The sequence below is a fragment of the Curtobacterium sp. 24E2 genome (genome assembly GCF_016925595.1).
GTDB lineage: Bacteria > Actinomycetota > Actinomycetes > Actinomycetales > Microbacteriaceae > Curtobacterium.
On sequence record NZ_CP068987.1, the window covers coordinates 3,253,922 to 3,276,295 of the forward strand.

At 71.3% G+C, this 22,374-nt stretch carries 17 protein-coding genes and 5 pseudogenes; 6 read left to right on the forward strand and 16 right to left on the reverse strand.

Annotated elements, in window-relative coordinates; all coding sequences use genetic code 11:
- Window positions 1–144: 144 nt before the first annotated feature.
- Complete coding sequence (locus JN350_RS15850) at window positions 145–633, forward strand: YajQ family cyclic di-GMP-binding protein (RefSeq protein WP_111084269.1); 489 nt, start codon at window positions 145–147, stop codon at window positions 631–633.
- Between the two features lie 5 nt (window positions 634–638).
- Window positions 639–2,099 (forward strand): cardiolipin synthase, encoded by a 1,461-nt coding sequence (gene cls / locus JN350_RS15855; RefSeq protein ID WP_205462788.1) that lies wholly within the window; start codon window positions 639–641, stop codon window positions 2,097–2,099.
- Between the two features lie 179 nt (window positions 2,100–2,278).
- Here cls and JN350_RS15860 read toward each other — a convergent pair whose 3' ends face one another.
- The 4 genes and pseudogenes from JN350_RS15860 to JN350_RS15875 all read right to left on the reverse strand — a co-directional run bounded on the left by JN350_RS15860 (window position 2,279) and on the right by JN350_RS15875 (window position 6,819).
- On the reverse strand, window positions 2,279–3,454 hold the full coding sequence (locus JN350_RS15860) for a heparan-alpha-glucosaminide N-acetyltransferase domain-containing protein (protein ID WP_205462789.1): 1,176 nt from the start codon (window positions 3,452–3,454) through the stop codon (window positions 2,279–2,281).
- Between the two features lie 5 nt (window positions 3,455–3,459).
- A pseudogene (locus tag JN350_RS15865) lies at window positions 3,460–4,832 on the reverse strand (FAD-dependent oxidoreductase).
- An 86-nt stretch (window positions 4,833–4,918) separates the two neighbouring features.
- The gene (locus JN350_RS15870; protein ID WP_205462790.1) at window positions 4,919–5,995 is read right to left on the reverse strand and encodes a polyprenyl synthetase family protein; all 1,077 of its coding nucleotides are present in this window, start codon (window positions 5,993–5,995) and stop codon (window positions 4,919–4,921) included.
- A gap of 32 nt (window positions 5,996–6,027) precedes the next feature.
- Window positions 6,028–6,819 (reverse strand): demethylmenaquinone methyltransferase, encoded by a 792-nt coding sequence (locus tag JN350_RS15875; RefSeq protein ID WP_111084274.1) that lies wholly within the window; start codon window positions 6,817–6,819, stop codon window positions 6,028–6,030.
- 308 nt (window positions 6,820–7,127) lie between these two features.
- On the opposite strand from JN350_RS15875, the pseudogene JN350_RS15880 reads away from it, so the two are divergent.
- Window positions 7,128–8,209: pseudogene (locus tag JN350_RS15880) on the forward strand (isochorismate synthase).
- Window positions 8,210–8,299: 90 nt separating this feature from the next.
- On the opposite strand, the gene JN350_RS21145 reads toward JN350_RS15880, so the two are convergent.
- A complete protein-coding gene (locus JN350_RS21145; protein ID WP_461964499.1) occupies window positions 8,300–9,295 on the reverse strand; it encodes a hypothetical protein in 996 nt (331 codons plus the stop codon).
- Window positions 9,296–9,726: 431 nt separating this feature from the next.
- Window positions 9,727–10,563, reverse strand: a pseudogene (locus JN350_RS21150) (thiamine pyrophosphate-binding protein); the annotation flags it as partial.
- On the opposite strand from JN350_RS21150, the gene JN350_RS15890 reads away from it, so the two are divergent.
- Window positions 10,457–10,792 carry a DUF4229 domain-containing protein gene (locus tag JN350_RS15890; protein WP_205462791.1) on the forward strand — a complete coding sequence of 112 codons (336 nt, stop codon included), beginning with the start codon at window positions 10,457–10,459 and terminating at the stop codon, window positions 10,790–10,792. The pseudogene JN350_RS21150 and the gene JN350_RS15890 sit on opposite strands and share 107 nt — an antisense overlap.
- Window positions 10,793–10,804: 12 nt before the next feature.
- Here JN350_RS15890 and JN350_RS15895 read toward each other — a convergent pair whose 3' ends face one another.
- From JN350_RS15895 to JN350_RS15910, 4 genes and pseudogenes are all read right to left on the reverse strand, one after another.
- The gene (locus JN350_RS15895; RefSeq protein ID WP_131845706.1) at window positions 10,805–11,806 is read right to left on the reverse strand and encodes a 1,4-dihydroxy-2-naphthoate polyprenyltransferase; all 1,002 of its coding nucleotides are present in this window, start codon (window positions 11,804–11,806) and stop codon (window positions 10,805–10,807) included.
- A 50-nt stretch (window positions 11,807–11,856) separates the two neighbouring features.
- Complete coding sequence (locus JN350_RS15900; protein ID WP_205462792.1) at window positions 11,857–12,987, reverse strand: AMP-binding protein; 1,131 nt, start codon at window positions 12,985–12,987, stop codon at window positions 11,857–11,859.
- Window positions 12,988–13,003: 16 nt separating this feature from the next.
- Window positions 13,004–13,932: pseudogene (locus JN350_RS15905) on the reverse strand (1,4-dihydroxy-2-naphthoyl-CoA synthase).
- Between the two features lie 22 nt (window positions 13,933–13,954).
- Window positions 13,955–14,365, reverse strand: a complete 411-nt coding sequence (locus JN350_RS15910) for a hypothetical protein (protein WP_205462793.1) — start codon at window positions 14,363–14,365, stop codon at window positions 13,955–13,957.
- A gap of 133 nt (window positions 14,366–14,498) precedes the next feature.
- On the opposite strand from JN350_RS15910, the gene JN350_RS15915 reads away from it, so the two are divergent.
- Entirely contained in the window at window positions 14,499–15,488 is a 990-nt protein-coding gene (locus JN350_RS15915) for an o-succinylbenzoate synthase (protein WP_205462794.1), read from the forward strand.
- 119 nt (window positions 15,489–15,607) lie between these two features.
- Here the strand turns inward: JN350_RS15915 and ccsB are convergent, their stop codons facing one another.
- The 6 genes from ccsB to JN350_RS15945 form a co-directional block, all read right to left on the reverse strand.
- Window positions 15,608–16,636, reverse strand: a complete 1,029-nt coding sequence (gene ccsB, locus JN350_RS15920; RefSeq protein WP_205464483.1) for a c-type cytochrome biogenesis protein CcsB — start codon at window positions 16,634–16,636, stop codon at window positions 15,608–15,610.
- A gap of 5 nt (window positions 16,637–16,641) precedes the next feature.
- Complete coding sequence (gene resB / locus JN350_RS15925) at window positions 16,642–18,351, reverse strand: cytochrome c biogenesis protein ResB (protein ID WP_240347363.1); 1,710 nt, start codon at window positions 18,349–18,351, stop codon at window positions 16,642–16,644.
- Window positions 18,335–19,033 carry a cytochrome c biogenesis CcdA family protein gene (locus JN350_RS15930; RefSeq protein WP_123292336.1) on the reverse strand — a complete coding sequence of 233 codons (699 nt, stop codon included), beginning with the start codon at window positions 19,031–19,033 and terminating at the stop codon, window positions 18,335–18,337. Before JN350_RS15930 ends, resB begins: the two co-directional genes overlap by 17 nt.
- A gap of 45 nt (window positions 19,034–19,078) precedes the next feature.
- A complete protein-coding gene (locus JN350_RS15935) occupies window positions 19,079–19,699 on the reverse strand; it encodes a TlpA family protein disulfide reductase (RefSeq protein ID WP_173169313.1) in 621 nt (206 codons plus the stop codon).
- On the reverse strand, window positions 19,696–20,352 hold the full coding sequence (locus JN350_RS15940) for a histidine phosphatase family protein (RefSeq protein ID WP_123292091.1): 657 nt from the start codon (window positions 20,350–20,352) through the stop codon (window positions 19,696–19,698). Before JN350_RS15940 ends, JN350_RS15935 begins: the two co-directional genes overlap by 4 nt.
- A gap of 68 nt (window positions 20,353–20,420) precedes the next feature.
- Complete coding sequence (locus JN350_RS15945; RefSeq protein WP_205462795.1) at window positions 20,421–21,911, reverse strand: SulP family inorganic anion transporter; 1,491 nt, start codon at window positions 21,909–21,911, stop codon at window positions 20,421–20,423.
- 69 nt (window positions 21,912–21,980) lie between these two features.
- Between JN350_RS15945 and JN350_RS15950 the strand changes: the two are divergent.
- Window positions 21,981–22,328, forward strand: a pseudogene (locus tag JN350_RS15950) (MerR family transcriptional regulator); the annotation flags it as partial.
- Window positions 22,329–22,374 lie beyond the last annotated feature (46 nt).

The following is a 22,374-nucleotide window of genomic DNA, read 5'->3' on the forward strand; positions in this document are numbered from 1 at the left end:
TAGCGGATCCAGAACGGTGGTCGTGACCACCGCCGGCCGACCGCCGGAGCCGAACCGGGCCTCCCCATCGGCACGGCCCGGGCGCCGCTGCGCGCCGCCCGGGTACCGGCGACGTGGGCCCTGTCCGCCGTTAGGCTGTCCGGCATGGCAGACAGTTCCTTCGACGTGGTCAGCAAGGTCGACAAGATGGAGGCGGAGAACGCCCTCAACCAGGCGGCCAAGGAGATCGAGCAGCGGTACGACTTCAAGGGCGCGGACGCGTCGGTCGCCTTCAGCGGCGAGGACGTCCTCATCAAGGCGAACTCGGAAGAGCGCGCGAAGGCCGTCCTCGACGTCCTGCAGAGCAAGGCGATCAAGCGCAACATCAGCCTGAAGAGCCTCGACGCCGGCGACCCCTACCCCTCGGGCAAGGAGTACCGCATCGAGGTGAAGTTCAAGAACGGCATCGAGCAGGACGTCGCGAAGAAGATCGGCGCGTTCCTGCGGGCCAACGCCCCGAAGACCGTGAAGAGCCAGATCCAGGGCGACGAACTGCGGGTGTCCTCGAAGAGCCGCGACGACCTGCAGAACACCATCCAGCTGCTCAAGGGTGAAGAGTTCGACGTCCCGTTGCAGTACATCAACTTCCGCTGACGTCCGTGGAGCACTGGCTCACCGTCGCGATCACCGTCCTGGCCGTCCTGCTGGACCTGGCGATCCGCGCCTTCTCGATCATCTACGTCCCGATCAACCGGAAGCCGCAGACGGCGACCGCCTGGTTGCTGGCGATCTTCCTCATCCCCTACATCGGCTTCATCGTCTTCCTGGTCATCGGGTCGACGAAGCTGCCGCGTGCCCGGCGTGAGAAGCAGACCGAGATCAACGCGTACATCCTCGAACAGACCGAGGGCATCGAACGCGTGCGGCGTGACCACCCGTGGCCGCTGTGGCTCGAGAGCATCACCACGCTGAACCGCGAACTCGGTGCCATGCCGCTGGTCGGTGGCAACTCGGCGGAGCTCTACCCCGACTCCGAGGAGTCGATCGCGGAGATGACCCGGGCGATCGACCAGTCGCGTCGGTTCGTGCACGTCGAGTTCTACATCGCGACGCTCGACGACACCACGCGGCCGTTCTTCGACGCGCTCGCCCGTGCACAGGCCCGCGGCGTCACCGTCCGGTTCCTGCTCGACCACTGGGCGAGCCGCGGCTACCCCGGGTACAAGGACACGCTGGCGTTCATGGACCGCGCGGGCATCGAGTGGCACCTCATGCTCCTGCTGCTGCCGCTGCAGGGGAAGTTCCAGCGCCCCGACCTCCGCAACCACCGGAAGATCATGGTCATCGACGGCTCGGTCGCCTTCACCGGGTCGCAGAACCTGATCGACGCCTCGTACGACATCAAGTCGCACATCGAGAAGGGCATGGTCTACAAGGACCTGTTCGCCCGGTTCGAGGGTCCGGTCGTCGCGGGGTTGAACGCCCTGTTCGTCACCGACTGGTACAGCGAGACCGACGAACTGCTGCTGCGCGAGAGCGACCCCGTCCAGCGGGCCGACCGCGGCGACGCCCTCGACTGCCAGGTCGTTCCGTCCGGGCCCGGGTTCGACGGCGAGAACAACCTGCGCCTGTTCAACGCGCTGCTCTACTCGGCGCAGAAGAAGGTGTCGATCACGTCGCCGTACTTCGTGCCGGACGACTCGATGCTCTACGCGATCACGACGACCGCCCAACGCGGCGTCGAGGTCGAGCTCTTCGTCGGCGAGATGGGCGACCACGCCATGACCTGGCACGCGCAGCGCTCGTACTACGAGGGACTGCTCCGCGCCGGTGTGAAGATCTGGCTGTACCGGGCACCGACGATCCTGCACGCCAAGCACTTCACCATCGACGACGAGGTGTCGGTGATCGGGTCGAGCAACATGGACATGCGCTCGTTCAGCCTGAACCTCGAGGTCTCCGTGATGGTCCGGGGCCACCGCTTCGTCGATGCCCTGCGCGAGGTGCAGGACGCTTACAAGGAGCACAGCTTCGAGCTGACGCTCGACGAGTGGGACGACCGTCCGCGCCGGTCCAAGGTGCTCGACAACGTCGCGCGGCTCACGGCAGCGCTGCAGTAGCCCACGACCGGGAGGCGCGGCTCGCCTCCGCCACGCACCGTGCGCCGTCCTCCACCCGGTGCGACCTTGGCCGCTCGGTGCGTCGCCACAGCGGGGCACCCAGCGAGCACGCCCGCACCGGACGAACAACGCTGCACCGTGCGGCAGCGCTCCTGGCCGGGTCGAGCCCGGCAGGGCGCTCAGCGCATCGGAACGAGGGACGCCAGGGCGGCGACGGCCCGCTCGAGCGGGCCCCGGCCGAGGAACCGGCGCCAGACCATCGCGAACAGGATCGAACCGAGCGCGAACCAACCCCACGCGGACGCCGACTCCGGGTACTCGGGCAGCATCGCGATCACCACGAGGTGTCCCGAGTAGATCGTCAGGGGCATCGACCCGACGGCGGCGAGCGGGAACGCGATCCGCTCGGCGACCCGCCCGCGGCCGTCGAACAGCAGGGTGCAGAGCGCGATGACCGCGACCGCCACGCCCGCGGTGCCGACCACGTCGACCGTCGTCGACGAGTGGTCGCGCGGTGACAGGAAGAGCTGGGCGAGGGCCTCGGCCGGAGTGCTGCCCTCCGCGGCGTACGGGACCCCCGGGAACGCGAACGCGGCCCCGGACGGAAGCGGCGCGATGACCGTGCCGACGACGTACGCGGTGACGGCGACCAGTGCGCCGGACGCGAGGAGCACGACCTGCGTGCCCCGCGCCTCTCCCCACCGGCACGGCCCGGACGCCGCTGGCGCGTCGTCCGGGAACCGGCGGCGTGGGCCCAGACCGGACCTGGCAACCGCGAGACCGACCAGGACGTACGCCAGGAAGGTGACCACGGGGTAGACCAGACCGAGCTGCACGCCGACCATGCCCGCGTCGGCGTAGGCCGGTGCGGTCGATACGGCGACGATCGGCGACAGCACGGCGCAGGCGCCCGCGATGGCGAGGAGCCACGCCGGGCGGACCCGGAGCACCGGGATCACCAGCAGGAACAGCACTCCGTACGTCGGCAGGATCACGTAGACCGGTGTCTCCAGCGCGATGAGCACGAAGCCGACGGCGACGACGGCTGCGGCACGGATCACCAGACGAGCCCGCACTCGGCCGATCGTCGGCGGACCCGGCGGAGTCGTCCGACCGCTCGTCAGGCCGATCGAGACCCCGGCGAGGACCGCGAAGAGTGCGGACGGCCGCCCGTTCGCGACCGCGGACCACGTCGTCGGGTCGACCCAGTCGAGCTGCTCCGCGATGCCGCCGATGTGCGCGGCCATCATGCCGAGCAGCGCGACGGCGCGCGCGACGTCGACGCCCTGCAGTCGCGCAGCGGACGCGGACGCGCCCCGCACCGCCGCGGGCGGGACGGGGCGCGTGTCGGTCATCGCTGTCAGTTGGTGGGCGCGTCGACGCGGCCGAGCGACACGTCGATCATCTCGTCGCGGGGCACGACCTTGATGCGCTCACGGCCCTCGGTAGCGCCGAGCGCGAGCTCGTGGGTGTCCAGGTGGTGCCAGCCCTCGAGGTCGGTGTACTCGACGCCACGCTCGCGGAGCAGCGCCGGGATCGCACCCTCGGAGGGGTCCTCCGGAGTCCACCAGCTCGCCTGGTCGTTGACGATGTGCTGCACGGTCTCCATGGCGTCGGACTTCGTGTGGCCGATGAGACCGACCGGACCGCGCTTGATCCAGCCGGTGGCGTAGACGCCCGGGATCTGCTGGTTGTCGTCGTCGAGGACCTGGCCCTCGTGGTTCGGGATGACGCCGTGGCGCTCGTCGAACGGCAGCCCGGGCAGGGGGAACCGAAGTAGCCGACGGCACGGTAGGCCGCCTGGATCGGGATCTCGCGGATCTCGCCCGTGCCCTCGACACCGCCCTCGCCGTTCGGCCGGGTGCGCTCGTACCGGATCGCGGTGAGGTTGCCCTGCTCGTCGCCGACGAACTCGGTCGGCTTCGCGTAGAAGTGCAGGTGCAGCCGCCGGCTCGCCTGGCCCGTCTCGCGGGTGCGCCACTGCTCGAGCACGCGGTTGATGACCATGACCTGCTTGTTCGTGGCGATCGCGGTCTTCGACGCCTCGTCGTGGTCGAAGTCCTCGTCGTAGACGACCATGTCGACGTCACGGACCTCGCCGAGCTCGCGGAGCTCGAGCGGCGTGAACTTGACCTGGGCAGGACCACGGCGGCCGAAGACGTGGACGTCCGTGACGGGCGACGCCTTGAGGCCCTCGTACACGTTCGCCGGGATCTCGGTCGGCAGCAGGTCGTCGGCGTGCTTCGCCAGGATGCGGGAGACGTCGAGGGCGACGTTGCCGACCCCGATCACCGCGACGCTCTCCGCGGTCAGCGGCCAGGTGCGCGGGACGTCGGGGTGGCCGTCGAACCAGCTGACGAAGTCGGCGGCACCGTAGGAGCCCCGCAGGTCGACGCCGGGGATGTCGAGGTCGGCATCCTTGATCGCCCCGGTCGAGAAGACGACCGCGTTGTAGTGCTTCTTCAGGTCCTCGAGGGTGATGTCCTCGCCGAAGCGGACGTTGCCGAACAGCCGGACGACACCGCGGTCGAGCACGTCACGCAGGGCGTTGACGATGCCCTTGATGCGCGGGTGGTCGGGGGCGACGCCGTACCGGACGAGTCCGTACGGCGCGGGGAGCTGCTCGAACAGGTCGATCGACACGTCGTGTCCGTGGGCCTCGCGCAGCAGGATGTCCGCGGCGTAGATGCCGGCGGGTCCGGCGCCGACGATGGCGATTCGGAGGGTGGGCACTGATCGTCTCCAGTTCGTTCGGGTGGGGTGCTCCCGGTGGTGCGTCCCGCGCGGCGACCGTGGGGCCGTCCGGTCGCGGGCGGTGTTCAGCGGCTGCGGTCGACGACGGAGTCGGCGAAGCGGGTGAGTGCTCGCTTCACGGTGCCGTCGGGCAGCGGGGCGAGGGCGTCCACGGCTTCGCGGGCCCAGCGGACCGCGACCGTGCGCGTCGACGCGGTCGCCTCGTGGTCGCGCAGTGCGGCGACGGCCGACTGGTACGGGACGGAGCCGACCGCGTCGTCCGGAGCGCCGTTCACGTCGCGCTCGATGCGCAGGACGAGGTCCTGCGCCTCCGGGTCGGTCGCCGCGTGCCGACGCAGGTGCAGCATCGGCAGCGTGTCGACGCCGGCACGGAGGTCGTTGCCGGCGATCTTGCCGGTCTTGTCCGTCGCCGGTGCAAGGTCGATGACGTCGTCGACGAGCTGGAAGGCGACGCCGACCTTCTCGCCGAAGGTCCCGACGGCGTCGAGGTAGGCACGGTCGGCGCCGGAGAACATGACACCGGCGCGGGCGGCGGTCGCGATGAGCGAGCCGGTCTTGTCGCTGAGCACCTGGATGTAGTGCTCGACCGGGTCGTCGTCGGGCTGCGGGCCGGTGGTCTCGTGCAGCTGCCCCATGCAGAGGCGCTGGAAGGTCTCGGCCTGCATCCGGATGCCCTCGGTGCCGAGGTCGGCCGTGATGAGGCTGGCGCGCGCGAAGAGCAGGTCGCCGGTCAGGATCGCGACGTTGTTGCCGTACGTGATCTGCGCGGCGGGGACCCCGCGGCGGACGGGCGCCTCGTCCATGACGTCGTCGTGGTAGAGCGACGCCAGGTGGGTCGTCTCGATGCTCACGGCGGCCTTGACCACGGCGTCGGTGACCCCGTCGCCGAGCTGCGCGATGAGCAGCGTCAGCGTCGGGCGGATCCGCTTGCCGCCCGCGGACAGCAGGTAGCGACTCGTGGTGTCGGCGAGGGTGTCCGTGGAACGCATGGCGTCCTCGAGCCCCTGCTCGACGAGCTCGAGACCGTCGTCGACTGCGGCGATGAAGCGGCGGTCGGCGGGCGTGGCGAACAACCGCTCGCCGATGCCCAGCGAGGCGCGGAGGCTCGGCGCGCGACGTGCGACCGGGACGCTCGGATTCAAGTGCTGCTCCGTCTTCGGGGGATGGTGACCGGTCAGTCGTCGGCCGGGTCGACGCGCGGCTGCTCGCCGGTGGTCTGGTGGTCGCGGCGTGCCTTCGCACGGCGGGCCGCGGACTCGCGCACCGTGTCGGCGACGGGCTTGCGGCCACGGTGCAGTGCGACGATACCGGCCGTGAGGTTGCGGTAGGCGACCACGGAGAACCCGACGCCGCGCAGCCACTGGGTGAGGACCTGCTGGTCCGGCCACGCGTCGATCGACTCGGCGAGGTAGCGGTAGGCGGCGGGGTTGCTGCTCGAGAGCTTCGCGATGCCCGGGAGCACGCGCTTCAGGTAGGTGCCGTAGCCGAGGCGCAGCAGCGCACGCGGCGGGGTCGAGAACTCGCAGATGACCACACGGCCGCCCGGCTTGAGGACCCGCAGCATCTCGGCGAGCGCCTGCTTCGGGTCGTTCACGTTGCGCAGCCCGAACGAGATCGTGACGGCGTCGAACGTGTCGTCGTCGAAGGGCAGGTGCTCGGCATCGCCCTCGACGAAGGTGATCTCGGGGTGTCGCTCGCGACCGACCGCGATCATGCCTGCGGAGAGGTCGAGCGCGCTGACCTCTGCCCCCTTCTTCGCGAAGGCCGCGGCACTCGTCCCGGTGCCCGCGGCGATGTCGAGGACCTTCTCGCCGGGCTGGGGATCGACGGCCCGCACCGTGGCGACACGCCACAGCGGTGCGTTGCCCGCCGACAGGATGTCGTTCGTGAGGTCGTACTTGGCCGCGACGTCGTCGAACATCGCCGCCACCTCGTCCGGCCGCTTGTTCAGGTCCGCTCTGCTCACCCGACCAATCCTAGAGGTCCCGACCGTACGTTCACCGGACTCGCAGCAACGGCCCGCGCCGGACTCGCAGCAACGGCCGCGCGACGAGCGCCCGGCCGGGTGGTCCACCAACCGCGCGTAGCATCGGAGCCGTGACCCGAACCACCACGGCGGCGCCCCCGCTGACGGTCTCCACCCGGATCCTCGACGACCCGGGCACCGTCCTCCGCCACACCCTGCGCGACCGTCCCCTGGCATTCGTCCGGAACGGTGACGGCATCATCGGCATCGGGGAGGCGCTGCGGTTCACGTTCACCGGCGCCGACCGGATGCGTGACGCAGCCGCGGTGTGGCGCACCGTCGTGGAGTCGGCCGTCGTCGACGACCCGGTGCAGCTGCGCGGCTCGGGTCTGGTCGCGTTCGGCTCCTTCGCCTTCGCCGACGACTCCGCCGACGAGAGCGTCCTGATCGTCCCGCGCGTGGTCATCGGCCGTCGGCGCGGCAAGGCCTGGCTCACCGCGATCGACACGACGGTCGGTGCCGAGCCGCTCGCGTTCACGCGGACCTCGGTGCCGGTCCCCCACGTCGGACCACACGTCTCCGTCGCACTGCGCCCCGGCCGGATCGACGAGGCCACCTACGCCGCGAGCGTCGCCGAGGCCGTCCGGCGCATCGCCGCCGGGAGCGCGCAGAAGGTCGTCCTCGCCCGCGACCTCGTCGGCATGCTGCCAGCGGGCGCCGACCGTCGTGCCGTGCTGCTCGACCTCGCCTCCGCCTACCCGCAGTGCGTCACGTTCGCGGTCGACGGCCTGGTCGGTGCGACCCCGAGACGCTCGCCCGCACCGACGGCACCCGGTTGACGGCGCGGGTGCTGGCCGGGAGCGCTGCACGCGGTGCCGACGAGGTGGCGGACCGTGCCGCTGCCGAGGCCCTCGCCGCCAGCGCGAAGGACGTCGAGGAGCACGCGTTCGCGATCGACAGTCTGCTCGCCTCGCTCCGCCCGCTCGTGACCGAGTTGCGCGCCGACCCCGAGCCGTTCCGGCTGCAGCTGCCGAACCTGTGGCACCTGGCGACCGACGTGCAGGCGACGCTGCCGCCGGACACCACCTCGCTCGACGTCGCCGACGCCCTGCACCCGACGGCCGCCGTCGCGGGCACCCCCACCGACGTGGCCGTCCGGCTCGTCGCCGAGCTCGAGGGTGTCGACCGCGGCCGCTACGCCGGTCCGGTGGGCTGGATGAGCGCCACCGGCGACGGCGAGTGGATGCTGGCGCTCCGCAGCGCCCGCATCGACGACGACGGCACCGTCCGGGCCTGGGCGGGTGCGGGCGTCGTCGCGGGGTCGGAACCGGCGCGCGAGGTCGCCGAGACCGCCCTGAAGTTCCGACCGGTCACGGACGCGCTGGCCTGAGCGGCGCTGCGGCCACGCGGTCGCGTTGCGTCGGTCCCGCGGTCGCGGCGCTGCGGCCACGCGGTCACGTTGCGTCGGTCCCGCGCCCCGTCAGTCGGCCAGCGGCACCTCGATCACGACGCGCTCGGCCGGGTCGGTGAGCACCCGCTCGAGGTCGCCCCACGTCTCCGCGCGGCGGTACTCCCAGCCGAGGCCGGTCACGACCCGTTCGACGTCGACGTGCTGCGGCGTCGACATCATCCGCCGCATGTCCTCCGGCGGGGTGGTGCGTGCCACCTCGAGCCCGCGGAAGATCGCGCCACCGTGGTCGTTGCCGACGACGATCTGCACCCGGTGCGTGCGTTCCTCGGTGCCGGTGACGAACGCCCCGAGGTCGTGCAGCAGGGTCAGGTCGCCCAGCAGCACGCGCGTGGTGCCGACCGACGCCGACGACTGCTCGAGCGCTGCGGCGATCCCGAGGGCCGTCGACACGGTGCCGTCGATGCCGGCGAGCCCGCGGTTCGCGTGCACCCGGATCTTCTTGCCGAGCACCCGCCCGTCGGCGACGCGGATGATCTGCGATGCACCGAACACGAGCCGGTCGTGCGGCCACGTCACGCCCCACACGGCGTCGGCGAGCATCGCACGGTCGACGGGTCGGCGGCGGAGGGCGACCTCGTCGCGCAGGAACTTGTTGCGTTCGGCGCGGTCCGGGGACCGCTTGGCGCCGAGGTCGGGTCCGGCGTCACCGTCGCCGAGCAGTGAACGGCTCGCGCCGACCCAGCGACCGACCCACGCGCGGTGCTCCGGCCGGGTCCGGCCCGACACGCGGACGTCGGACACGAAGGTGGTGTCGGAGGGCCGGGAGGCGCGGGCCGGGTCGAAGGGGTCGGCCGTGTGTCCGCGGACCACGATCGTCTCGACCCCCTGCCGCTGCAGGAGCGCCGGGACCTCACGGCTGAGGGTGGGGTGGCCGAGCACGACGGCACGACGGACCGCCCCGCCGAAGTCCTCGTCGCGCAGGAGTTCGCGGTAGGCGACGACGAGGTTCCGGCCGAACCGTGCGCCGCTGGAGACCTCGGCGAGCAGGGGCGCCCCGAGCTCCACGCGATGCGCTCGGCGTCCTCGCCGGCGTCGTGCCCGGCGATGACGACCGTACCCGGCTCGTCGTCCGGCGACAGCTCGGCCACCGGGAGTCCGCCGTGCGCCCGACGGGTGGCGAACGCGGTGTCGACCTCGTCGTCGGGGACGCCCTCCACGTGCTCGGCGTCGAGGCCGGCGGACAGGGGTTCACGGAACGCGACGTTGAGCTGCGCCGGCCCCGGCTGTCCGGTGTGTCCGGCGGCCGCGGCCACGGCCTGGCGGGCGAGGTCGCGGAGCGCTGCACGCACCGACGCGTCGGCTCCGTGCGCGGAGGGCGCCTCGACGTCGCGGACGAAGGCGACCGCGTCGCCGAACATCCCCGGCTGGACGGTGGTCTGGTTGCTGCCGATGCCGCGGAGTTCGTCCGGCCGATCGGCGCTCAGCACGAGCATCGGGACGCCGGAGTGGTGCGCTTCGAGGACCGCGGGGTGGAGGTTCGCGACGGCGGTGCCCGAGGTCGTCACGACCGCCGCCGGTCGACCGGACTCCACCGCGAGACCGAGGGCGAAGAACCCGGCGGTGCGCTCGTCGAGCCGGACGTGGACGGTCAGGCCGCCGGCTCGCTCGAGCGCGACGGCCGCCAGCGCCAGGGCCTGGGAGCGCGAGCCCGGGCTGACGACGACGTCGGTGACGCCGGCGCGCACGAGTTCCTGCAGCAGCGTCAGGGCGGCGTCCGTCGCCGGACTGCCTGATCCGACGGGACCGTCAGCGATCGGTGCGGCCGTCGTCGTCTCGGTCGTGGAACTGGTCTTCGAGGTCTCGGAGGGTCGCGTCGTCCTGGTCCTTGTCCGTGAGGGTGTCCCCGGAACGGGCGTGGTGCCGAGGAAGTCCGGGTCGTCTTCTGGTCCACGGTACCGGGCGGTGGTGCCCGGGGATGCCGGCGAGCGGCCGAGCAGGAACCACAGCACTCCGCCGAGGACGGGGAGGACGATCACGAGGAGGATCCAGACACCGCGTCTGAGGGATCGGACACGTTCGCGGGGCATCGTCGCGCAGTCGATGGCCGCGTACACCGTGAAGGCGACAGCGGCGACGACGACGATCAACCACAAGCGGACCATGCTCGGGAGTCTAGGTCGCGAGCCTGTGACGACCCTGCCGGTCGGCCGTCCGTAGACTCGCAGGGTGAAAGCGTGGCTCCTGTACACCCTGGCCCGGCTCGGCATCTTCGCGGCGGCGCTCGTGCTGCTCCTGCTCCTGACCCCGATGCCCTGGTACTGGGCGACGATCATCGCCGCCCTCGTCGGGCTGTTGATCTCCTACATCGCGCTCGCGAAGCTCCGTGCCACGGTCGCAATGAGCCTGGCGAACCGCCGCGGTGGCCCGGAGCGCGATGCGGACACCGACTTCGAGGACGACTTCGTCGACGCGGCGGACACCGACGCCGCGGACGCCCCGACCGTGCGCCCGGTCTCGGACGCCGACCGGCACGCCGCGCGCCGGGACGCCGACGCGGAGTAGTCCGGCGGAGTCCTACGGCTGGACGGCGAGCGTGATGCCGAGCACCACGCCGAACACCAGCGACGCGAACGACGACAGCTGCAGTGCCGTGATGAGTTCACGGGGCTTGCGCGACGACACCCCGATCGCGAGCGCCGGCAGGGCCAGCAGCAGCGAGAAGTACGTGAAGCCCGTGCGGAAGTAGAGCAGGACGAACCAGAGCAGCACGACGTACGGCAGCAGCAGGAACAGGCCGTACAGCACCCGTGCCACCGGTCGGCCGACGACGACCGCGAGGGTGCGCTTGCCGGCGAGACGGTCCTCGTCGATGTCGCGGATGTTGTTCACCATCAGGACCGCGCAGGCGAAGAACCCGGCGGCGACAGCGGCGGCCCACCCGCTCGTGGTGGCCTGGCCGATGAGCACGTACTGGGTGCCGAGCACGGCGACGAGGCCGAAGAACACGAAGACGAAGACCTCGCCGAGCGCGTTGTAGCCGTAGGGCTTCTTGCCGCCGGTGTAGAACCACGCGGCGACGATGGCGGCGGCGCCGACGAGCAGCAGCCACCACAGCTGCGTGAGCACCACGATGACGATCCCGGCGACCGCGGCCAGCCCGAAGAACGTCAGTGCGACGGTCAGCACCGTCCGGGGCTTCGCGAGGCCGGCACCCGTCAGGCGAGCCGGGCCGACGCGGTACTCGTCGGTGCCGCGGACCCCGTCGGAGTAGTCGTTGCTGTAGTTCACGCCGATCTGCAGGAACAGTGCCACCGCGAGGGCGAGCAGCGCGATGGCGAGGTGTCCGTCCTGCGCCAGGAACGCACCGAAGTCGCCCGTGGTACCGCTGTCGACGAAGCCCACGGTGGTGCCGAGCACCACCGGGACGACGCCGAGCGTCAGGGTGCGGAGTCGTGCCCCGCCGATCCAGTCCCGCGCGGTCGCCCGCCGCTTCGAGCGGACCGGGGCCGCAGCCTTGGCCGGGTTGCCCGAGCGGCCCTGCTTGTGCGTCGTGTTCTTCGTTCGTGCCACGACCACCGATCCTATCCGCGCCGCGCCGCACTGCACCGCGGTGCCGTCGAGCGCACCTACCGTGCCGCGAGGTCCTGGATCGCCCGCCGGTCGGGCTTGCCGGACGCGAGCATCGGCAGTCGGTCGACGACGACCACCGCAGCCGGACGTGCGGCGCGGCCGAGGGCGTCGCCCACGTGGGACCGGACGGTGTCGAGGTCGAGCGGCTGCTCGGTGACGACGACCGGCACCTCGCCCCACTCTCCCGAGGCCCGTCGGGTGACGACTGCACCGTGCTGGTCGGGCAGGTCGCGCACGAGCCGCTCCACCGCGCCGAGCCGGACCTTCTCGCCGCCGGAGATCACCACGTCGTCGAGGCGTCCGAGCACCCGGACCACGTCGTCGGACACCGTGGCGGCGTCACCCGTGCGGTACCAGCGCAGGCCGTCGCGGTCGACGAACGTCGCGGCCGTGCGGTCGTCGTCGCCGAGGTACCCCTCGGCGAGCATCGGACCCGACAACTGGAGCTCGTCGTCCACCACCGCGGTGCGGACGGTCCCGAACGGCACGCCGTCGTACACGCAGCCGCCGCTCGTCTCGCTGGCGCCGTAGGTCGTCACGATGCGTACGCCGGCGGCCACCGCTCGGTCGCGGAGCGCCGCCGGGGTCGCCTGCCCGCCGACGAGGACCGCGTCGAACCCTGCCAACACAGCCGTCGCGCGGTCGTCGTCGAGCACACGGGCGAGCTGCACGGGGACGAGCGACGTGTAGCGACGCGGGGAGGCAGGACCGGTGACGAGCTGGTCCGCGGCGTCCGCGAACGCCGCTGCGTCGAAGTGGCCCGGTGCCACGACGACCGGCGTCGTCCCCGCGGCGATCGAGCGGGTCAGGACGTTGAGGCCCGCGATGTAGTGCGTGGGCAGCGCCAGCACCCAGCCGCCCGGTCCGCCGAGCGCTGCGTCCGCCGCGGCGGCACCGGCGAGCAGCGCCTCGGACGAGAGGGCCACGCGCTTGCCGGTACCGGTGGACCCGCTCGTCTCGACCACCAGGGCGACCCGCTGCCGGACGTCGGCCGGCGGCGGGGTCGGCAGCGCCGGTGCCCCCTCGGCGACGGGGAGCAGCGCGGGGCCGCCTGCGAGTGCTGCCTCCAGGCCGCGGAGCACGGCCAGCGGATCCGACGTGCCCAGCGCGACCAGTGGACGGGTCATGCCGGCACCGCCGGGCTCAGTAGTGCCACGGGAACGACGTCCACTCGGGAGCGCGCTTCTCGAGGAACGAGTCGCGGCCCTCGACGGCCTCGTCGGTGCCGTAGGCGAGCCGCGTCGCCTCGCCCGCGAAGACCTGCTGGCCGACCATCCCGTCGTCGACGGCGTTGAACGCGTACTTGAGCATCCGGATCGCCGTCGGGGACTTGCCCAGGACGATCTCGCCCCAGCGGATCGCCTCGCGCTCCAGGTCCTCGTGCGGGACGACCGCGTTCACGGCCCCCATCTCGTACGCACGCTGCGCCGAGTACTCCTGTGCCAGGAAGAAGACCTCGCGGGCGAACTTCTGGCCGATCTGCTTGGCGTAGTAGGCGCTGCCGTAGCCGCCGTCGAACGACCCGACGTCGGCGTCGGTCTGCTTGAACCTGCCGTGCTCGGCGCTCGCGATGGTCAGGTCGCAGATCGCGTGCAGCGAGTGCCCGCCGCCGGCTGCCCAACCGGGGACCACGGCGATGACGACCTTGGGCATCATGCGGATCAGGCGCTGCACCTCGAGGATGTGCAGACGTCCCATCGAGGCCTGCGCGGCCGCCGGGTCGACGCCCTCGGGCGGTGCGCCCTCGTCACCGACGTACTGGTAGCCGCTGCGCCCCGGATGCGCTGGTCGCCGCCGGAGCAGAACGCCCAGCCGCCGTCCTTCGGACTCGGGCCGTTGCCGGTCAGCAGGACGACGCCGACGCGGGGGTCCTGGCGCGCGTCGTCGAGCGCCCGGTAGAGCTCGTCGACGGTGCGCGGACGGAAGGCGTTCCGCACCTCGGGCCGGTCGAACGCGACCCGGACGATCCCCTTCGAGACGTGCTTGTGGTACGTGATGTCCGTGAACTGCTCCGCGATCGGAGCCGCGGTCCAGACGTCGGGGTCGAACAGGTCGGAGACGGGAGCAGCCATGCCCCCAACGTACCGCCGCCGGTCAGGCGCCCATGCCGGTCAGGACCTCGGGTGCGACGAACACCAGGATGACGATGAGGATCACCGGGTTGGCGAAGAAGGCCACCACGACACCGATCGCCCCGTACCACCGGCCGAGGCCACCGACGGCCGCGACGAAGCCGAGCACCGCCGCGATGAGGGTCAGGAAGACCACGACGAAGCAGATCCCGAACGCGAACTCGGTGTCACCGCCCATGAAGACCGCGAAGGCGCTGGCGTCCACCGCGGCGGACACCACCGCGAGGCCGAGGGCGATCTTGCCGACGATCGGGCTGCGGCGCTGACGAACCGCCGTCTGGCGGACGTCGACGGTGCTCTGCTGCATGAGCCGCGCGAAGTCGTCGGTGTCGCGACCGGGGCGCTGCGCACGCTGCTGCGGTTCCCGCGCCACCGCGCCTCCCTCGTTCCGGACGGTTCGATCCGGGTCGTGACCAGTGCCGACCTGGGCCGACCGATGCATGCTAATGCCCTGCCCTGGCGGTCCCCTCCGAGGAACCGGCAGGTGCCCTGGGTGCGGTGGGAGGATGGCCGACGTGCTCCCCGACCTCGCCGAACTCACCGCCGACGCGCACGTGGTCGCCCTGCCCATGCGGGTGCGGTTCCGCGGCATCACCACGCGCGAGGCGCTCGTCCTCCGCGGTCCCTCCGGGTGGACCGAGTTCTCGCCCTTCGTCGAGTACGACGACACCGAGGCCGCCGCGTGGCTCCGGGGCGCCATCGACTTCGGCTGGACCACGCAGGAGGCCGCCGCGGACTCGGTGCCCGTGAACGCCACCGTGCCGGCGATCGCCCCGGACCAGGTCGCCGCACTGCTCGCGCGCTACCCCGGGTGCACCACCGCCAAGGTCAAGGTCGCCGAACCCGGCACGACCATCGACGACGACGTCGCCCGGGTCGCCGAGGTCCGACGGGTGATGGGCCCCGCGGCCGCCGTCCGGGTGGACGCCAACGGGCTCTGGACCGTCGACCAGGCCACCGAGGCACTCGAACGCCTCGCCCCCTTCGACCTGCAGTACGCCGAGCAGCCCTGCCGGACCGTGCCGGAGCTCGCCGCGCTGCGGTCTCGGATCGACGGCCTCGGCGTACGCATCGCCGCGGACGAGAGCGTCCGCAAGGCCGCGGACCCGCTCGCCGTCGCGCGGGCCGGAGCGGCCGACGTCCTCGTCGTCAAGGCACAACCCCTCGGAGGCGTCACCGCGGCACGCGCCGTCATCGCCGAGGCCGGGTTGCCGTGCGTGGTCTCCAGCGCGCTCGACACTTCGGTGGGGCTCGGCATGGGGGCGTTCCTCGCCGCGGCCGCGATGTCCCCGGGGTACGCCGCCGGGCTCGGGACCGCTGCGATGTTCGCGTCCGACGTCACCGCGGACCCACTGCTGCCGGTCGGGGGTCGCGTCCCGGTGCGCCGCGCCACGGTGTCGGCGGGCCTGCTGGACCGGAACGCGGCGTCGCCGGAGCGCACGGCGTGGTGGCTCGCGCGGGTGGCGCGGGTGCACGCCGTACTGTCCGCCGCGTAGACCCGTCTTCCTGGCCCTGCACGCGACCGGACGGCGGACGGGAGGCACGGTGCCAACTGGCACCGTGCCTCCCGTGCGGTCCTGGTCGCGACCAGGGTCGCGTCAGTGACGCGCGTCGCTCACAGACCCGAGTAGCTGTGCAGGCCCTTGAAGAAGACGTTCACGACCGAGAAGTTGAACATCACGGCAGCGAAGCCGATGAGCGCCAGCCACGACGACCGCGCACCGCGCCAGCCGCGCGTCGCACGGGCGTGGATGTACCCGGCGTAGACGACCCAGATGATGAAGGTCCAGACCTCCTTGGTGTCCCAGCCCCAGTACCGACCCCAGGCACGCTCCGCCCAGACCGCACCGGCGATCAGGGTGAAGGTCCAGAGGACGAAGCCGACGAGCAGGACGCGGTAGGTCAGGACCTCGAGGCGGTCGGCGTCCGGCAGGGTCGCCATGAAGCGGAGCTTGCCCGACGCGGTCCGGCCCTGGCGGTACGTCTGCACGAGCTGCGCCACCGCGAGTCCTGCACCGAGTGCGAAGAACCCGGTGCCGGCGATCGCCACGAAGACGTGGATGACGAGCCAGTACGACTGCAGCGCCGGCTGCAGCGGGACGACGGGGACCCAGTAGTTCACCGTCGCGATGCCGAGCAGGATGATCGTCAGCCCGGTGATGAAGACACCGAGGAACTTCAGGTTCTGCCAGAACTGCACGAGCAGGAAGATGAGCGTGATGAGCGCCGTGCCGGTGAGCGAGAACTCGAACATGTTGCCCCACGGCACCCGGTCGGCCGCGATGCCGCGCAGGACCACGGAGCCGATGTGCAGCACCAGGGCGAGGACCGTCATGGCCATGCCGACGCGCTCGAACTTCGTGCCCCGCCCGGCGGAGCCGCCGGCGTTCGCCGGAGGTGCCGCGACCGGCTCGAGCACGACGGTGCCGCCCCGGACGGTGGCGACGGTCTTCACCGAGCGCGCCGCGTCCACGGACCCCGTCGCCGCTGCGTCGTCCGAGTCCGCACCCGTCTTCTTCGCCGCCGCTGTCACCTCGCCGGAGCGTTTCGCCATGTCCAGCGCGAACGAGATGAACGCGATGACGTAGACCGCCATCGCGGAGTACGTCAGCACGACCGAGTAGGTCGCGAGGTTCGTGGTCATGTCGTTCACTGGGGCATCCTAACTCCGAGGTCCGACGTGTGGCGTTGTGCGATGTCCCCGACGGCCCGCTCGAGGTTGGGGTCCTCGCCACGGGCGAGACCCGCGTACTCCAGGTCGTACTCGCCGTTCGCTGCGCCCTTCCGGGGCACGACCTTCACCCACACGCGTCGGCGCGGGACGAAGAGCGACGTGAGCAGCCCGAGGGTGGAGAGCAGCGCGAAGCCGGCGACCCACGCCTGCGACGGGTCGTGGTGCACGTCGAGCGACACGTAGCGCTTGACGCCGTCGAAGGTGATCGACCCCGCACCGTTCGGCAGCTTCTTGGTCTGCCCGGGCTCGAGCGCGATGCTCGCCGTGTCGGACTGACGGCCGGCGATCTGCGTGAGCCCCTTGGTGTCGAGCGTGTAGACGCTCTGCGGCACGCCGCTGTCGAGCCCGAGGTCACCGGTGTAGACCTGCAGCGTCAGCAGCGGGTTCTGCGTGTCCGGGTAGGCGCTCGTGTACGCGCCGGAAGCGAGCTTCGACGCCGTCGGGTAGAAGAACCCGACCATGCCGAGCTGGTCCGGCAGCGCGTCCGGCACCTTGATGACACCCGTGGACGTGTAGTTGGCGTCCTCGGGCAGGAACGGCACGACGTCCTGGAACGCCACGTTGCCCTCGCCGTCGCGCACCGTGACGTTCATCGCGTAGCCGTTGCCGAGCAGGTAGACGTTGGTGCCGCCCACGTGCAGCGGGTCGTTCACGCCCAGGCGGCTGGTCGTCGACTCGCCGCCCTTCTCCTTGCTCGTCACGGTCGCCGAGTAGTCGAGCGCCTGGCCGAGGGCGTCGAGGTTGCGCTCCTCGTACTTCGTGACGAACTTGTCGAGCGTCAGGTTGTAGCCCTTGAGGTCGGTCTGCTGGAACCAGCGACCTGGGTTGAACGAGTCGTAGGAGCCGAGGACGTTCGAGAACGTCTGCCCCTCGACCAGCAGCCGCTGACCGGTGAACCCGAACCCGCCGCCGACACCGACGGCCAGCAGGACGCCCACGAGCGCCGCGTGGAACACCAGGTTGCCGGTCTCGCGCAGGTAGCCGCGCTCCGCGCTCACCGAGTCGCCGAAGCGCTCGACGCGGTACCCGGAGCGCTTCAGGATCGCCATCGCGCGCGTCACCGCGTGCTCGCTGGACGGGAGGCCCGTGGCCGCGTCGATCCCGGTGGTGCCGTCGATCATCGCGTCGGGCTGCACCGCCACGGTGCGGAAGCCCGCCAGTCGCGTCAGGCGGACGGGGGTGCGGGGCGGACGGGTGCGGAGCGCCTGCCAGTGGTGCTTCGTGCGCGGCACGATGCAGCCGATCAGGGAGACGAACAGCAGCAGGTAGATCGCCGAGAACCACACCGAGGTGTAGGTGTCGAAGACCTGCAGCTTGTCGAGGATCGGGTAGAGCGTCGCGTGGTCGGCCTTGTACTGGACGACGCCGTTCGGGTCGGCGGTGCGCTGCGGCACGAGCGAGCCCGGGATCGCCGCGAGGGCGAGCAGCATGAGCAGGAACAGCGCGGTGCGCATGCTCGTGAGCTGTCGCCAGAAGAACCGGAGGGTGCCGACGAAACCGAGCTTCGGCTGGTTGATGCCGGCTTCGCCGGGTCCGGAGCCGTCGACGTGGTCGGACGGTCGCTGCGGGTCCGACGCGGTGTCGGCGCCCGTCGCTTCGGTTTCGGGATCAGACCGCGGGGACAAAGCTCTGGATCACCGCCCCGACGCTCGACATGACGGCCGACCAGATTCCGGTGACCATGAGCAGACCGATGACGATCAGGATCGCTCCTCCGATGATGTTGACGGTGCGCATGTGGCGCTTCACGGCGCGGATCGCACCGGTCGCCCAGCCGGCCCCGAGGGCGACGAGGACGAACGGGATGCCGAGGCCCAGGCAGTACGCGACGCCGAGCCACATGCCCTGCCAGGCACTGCCCGACTGCACGCTGAGCAGGTTGATGGCGGCGAGGGTCGGACCGAGGCACGGGGTCCAACCGAGGCCGAACACGATGCCGAGCAGCGGGGCGCCGACGAGTCCGGTCGCGGGCGTCCAACTCGGCTTGATGGTGCGTTGCATGAACGTGAACCGGCCGACGAACACCAGCCCCATCGCGATGACGACGACGCCCAGGATCTGCGTGATGAGGTCGCGCCACCGTACGAGCCAGAACCCGAGCGCACCGAACACCGTCGTGTACGCGACGAAGACCGCCGTGAAGCCGAGGATGAACAGGAGCACGCCGAGCACGACCCGCCCACGGCGCTGCCCACCCTCGGCGATCCCACCGACGTACCCGAGGTACCCGGGCACGAGCGGGAGCACGCAGGGCGACAGGAACGAGACGAGCCCCGCGAGCGCCGCCACGGGCAGCGCGACGGCCATCTGGCCGCTGAGGATCGCCTCGGCGAAGGGGTTGGAGGCCACGGGTCAGGAGGCCTTGCCGGCGTCGACTTCGTCGCTGATCAGGGTCTTCAGGATGCTCGTGCCGTCGACGGCACCGAGCACCCGGGCAGCCACGCGGCCCTTGGTGTCGAGGACGATCGTGGCCGGCACGGCGTTCGGGGCGATCTGACCGGACAGGGCGAGCTGCATCGTGCCGGTCTTCTGGTCGAGGACGGTCGGGTAGTCGACGCCGAAGGTGCGCTCGAAGGCTGCTGCGGTCGCTGCCTCGTCGCGGACGTTGACGCCGATGAACGCGACGTCGTCGGCATCGGCGTAGGACTCGTGCACCTCGTTGAGGTACTTCGCCTCGGCGCGGCACGGCGGGCAGCTCGCGTACCAGAAGTTCAGGACGACGACCTTGCCCTTGAGGTCCTTCGACGAGACGGTGTCGCCGTCGGAGTCCTTCGCCTCGAAGTCGACCGCGTCGGACCGCTTGTCGGCGGTGACCTCGGTCACCGCGCCGTCGCCGGAGATGTAGTTCTGGGTGGTGCCGTTGCCGTACTGCTTGGCGAGGCCACCGTTGTCCGACGAGCACCCGGACAGGACGAGCGCCGCGGCGACCGCCGTCGCTGCGAGGACCGCGAACCGCTTGCTGATGACGCTCACACTGCTCCTTCGTCGATGGCGGTCGCGCGCAGCTCCTGCGCGGGATCCGTGTACCCGACCTCGGTGAACCGACCGGTCGACGTGGCGGGCACCCGTTCGACGGTCGTGATGCTCGACAGGTCGCAGCGGCGCTTGCGTGGGTCGTGCCAGAGCGACTCTCCCGCGAGCTTGCGGTGGACCGTCCAGATCGGCAGCTGGTGGCTGACCAGGACGACGTCGCCGCCGTCCACGCTCTCCCACGCCGTGGTCATCGCGGCGAGCATGCGGTTCGCGATCGACTCGTACGCCTCGCCCCAGCTCGGCCGGAAGGGGTTCGCGATCCAGGGCCACTCCGCCGGACGGCCGAGCGAACGCTTCGTGAAACCCGGGGGCTGCCCCTCGTACCGGTTCGTCGGCTCGATGAGGCGCTCGTCCAGCGTGACGTCGAGCCCGTACGCGGCCGACCACGGCGCCGCGGACTCTTGCGTGCGCTGCAGCGGCGAGGCGACGATCCGGCGCACGTCGACACCGGCGTCCTTCCACGCGGTCGCCGAGGCGAGGGCCATCTGCTTGCCGAGGTCGCTCAGTCCGAAGCCCGGGAGCCGCCCGTACAGGACGCGGTCGGGGTTGTGCACCTCGCCGTGCCGGACGAGGTGGAGTCGGGTGGCGGGCATGGGTTCCAGTGTAGGTCGCCCGTCGGTGCTCACCGGCCCCACAGCCGATTCACCGGATGCGGAAGCGCTCAGCCGAGCTCGCCCGACAACCGCCCGTGGATGGCCACCGACCCGGTGTTGAGGCCCACCACCTCGACCGTGGACCCGTGTTTGGCGAACCGCTGCTCGACCCCGTCGAGGGCCGCGACCGTCGAGGCGTCGAAGACGTGCGCGTCGGACAGGTCGATGACCACGTGCTCCGGGTCCTCGGCGTAGGAGAACCGCGTGACGAGGTCGTTCGACGACGCGAAGAAGAGGGCGCCGCGCACCCGGTACCGCACGGTGTGCTCGTCGACCGGCTCGCGCACGACGGTGACGACGTGCGCCGCCCGGCGCGCGAAGACCAGCGCCGCGACGACGACCCCGACGAGCACCCCGGTCGCGAGGTTCTCGGTCACGACGACCACGACGACGGTGATCAGCATGACCGCGGTCTCGCCGAGCGGCATCCGCCGCAGGGTGCGCGGACGGATGCTGTGCCAGTCGAATGTCGCCACGCACACCATGAGCATCACGGCGGTCAGCGCGGCCATCGGGATCTGGGCGACGAGGTCGTGCAGCACGATCGTCAGGACGAGCACGGATGCACCGGCGACGAAGGTCGAGATCCGGGTCCGTGCGCCCGCGGTCTTCACGTTGATGACCGTCTGGCCGATCATCGCGCAACCACCCGTGCCGCCGAAGAACGCCGACGCGATGTTCGCGATGCCCTGCCCCCAGGACTCCCGCCACTTGCTCGAGCCGGTCTCGGTGATGGAGTCGACGAGTTGCGCGGTCAACAGGGTCTCGATGAGGCCGACGATCGCGACGCCGAACGCGTACGGCGCGATGACCTGCAGCGTCTCGAAGGAGAACGGGGTGACGATGCCGGTGAACCCGGGCAGCGCGGTGGGCAGTTCGCCCTCGTCGCCGACCGTGGGGACGACGACGCTGAAGAGCATGGTGATGCCGGTGATCACGACGACCGCGACGAGCGGCGCCGGGACCGCCTTGGTCAGGAACGGGAAGCCGACGATGATCGCGATGCCGAGGGCGGTGAGCGGCCAGACGACGAACGGGACGTCGTCGCCGAGCAGGTTGGGCAGCTGCGCGGTGAAGATGAGGATCGCCAGCGCGTTGACGAACGCCACGTTGACGCTGCGCGGGATGAAGCGCATCAGGCGCGCGACCCCGAGGAACCCGAGCACGAGCTGGAACACGCCACCGAGCACGATCGCGGGCACGAGGTACTCGATGCCGTGTTCGCGGACGAGCGGCGCGATGACCAGGGCCACCGAACCGGCGGCGGCGGACACCATCGCCGGACGGCCGCCGACGATCGAGATGACGACCGCGATGACGACGCTCGAGAACAGGCCCACCGCGGGGTCGACCCCGGCGACGACGGAGAACGAGATCGCCTCGGGGATGAGCGCGAGCGCGGTGACGACCCCGGCGAGGAGTTCGCGGGTCAGCATGCGGGGTGAGCGGAGGGCGGTGAGGACGCTCGGGGCCGCCGGCGCGTGTGTGATCACGGACATCGATGGGAACTCTACCCTCACGTGAGGGTAGAGTTGTGCACCGTGAGCACCACCGACACCCCGGACACGATGCACATCGGCGAGCTGGCGGACCGTGCCGGCATGTCCCTGCGGACGATCCGCCACTACGACGAGGTCGGGCTGCTCGTGCCGAGCGGCCGCACCACGGGCGGGTTCCGGGTCTACACCGCGCAGGACCTGGACCGGCTGCTCGTGATCCGCCGCATGAAGCCGCTCGGGTTCACGCTCGACGAGATGGCGGACCTGCTGCGGGTCGTCGATGCGCTGGCGGCGAAGGACCCCGACGACGAGCCCGCGCTGGCTGCACGCCTCGACGAGTACCTCGACGACGCCCGGGCCCGGCACGCCAAGCTCGTCGAGCGCGCCGGCATGGCCGAGGAGTTCATCGGCACCCTGGGGTCACTCCGCGCTTCGCTCCCTGACCGTGCGGCGCCCACCGCCG

Bases quoted from the DNA above. Each gene is read 5' to 3' on its own strand.
- JN350_RS15850 (WP_111084269.1), top strand. From the start codon at position 145: ATGGCAGACAGTTCCTTCGACGTGGTCAGCAAGGTCGACAAGATGGAG.
- JN350_RS15860 (WP_205462789.1), bottom strand. From the start codon at position 3,454: ATGACCGACACGCGCCCCGTCCCGCCCGCGGCGGTGCGGGGCGCGTCC.
- JN350_RS15900 (WP_205462792.1), bottom strand. From the start codon at position 12,987: ATGACCCGTCCACTGGTCGCGCTGGGCACGTCGGATCCGCTGGCCGTG.
- JN350_RS15915 (WP_205462794.1), top strand. From the start codon at position 14,499: ATGGCCGACGTGCTCCCCGACCTCGCCGAACTCACCGCCGACGCGCAC.
- ccsB (WP_205464483.1), bottom strand. From the start codon at position 16,636: ATGACCACGAACCTCGCGACCTACTCGGTCGTGCTGACGTACTCCGCG.
- JN350_RS15930 (WP_123292336.1), bottom strand. From the start codon at position 19,033: ATGGCCGTCGCGCTGCCCGTGGCGGCGCTCGCGGGGCTCGTCTCGTTC.
- JN350_RS15940 (WP_123292091.1), bottom strand. From the start codon at position 20,352: ATGCCCGCCACCCGACTCCACCTCGTCCGGCACGGCGAGGTGCACAAC.
- JN350_RS15945 (WP_205462795.1), bottom strand. From the start codon at position 21,911: ATGTCCGTGATCACACACGCGCCGGCGGCCCCGAGCGTCCTCACCGCC.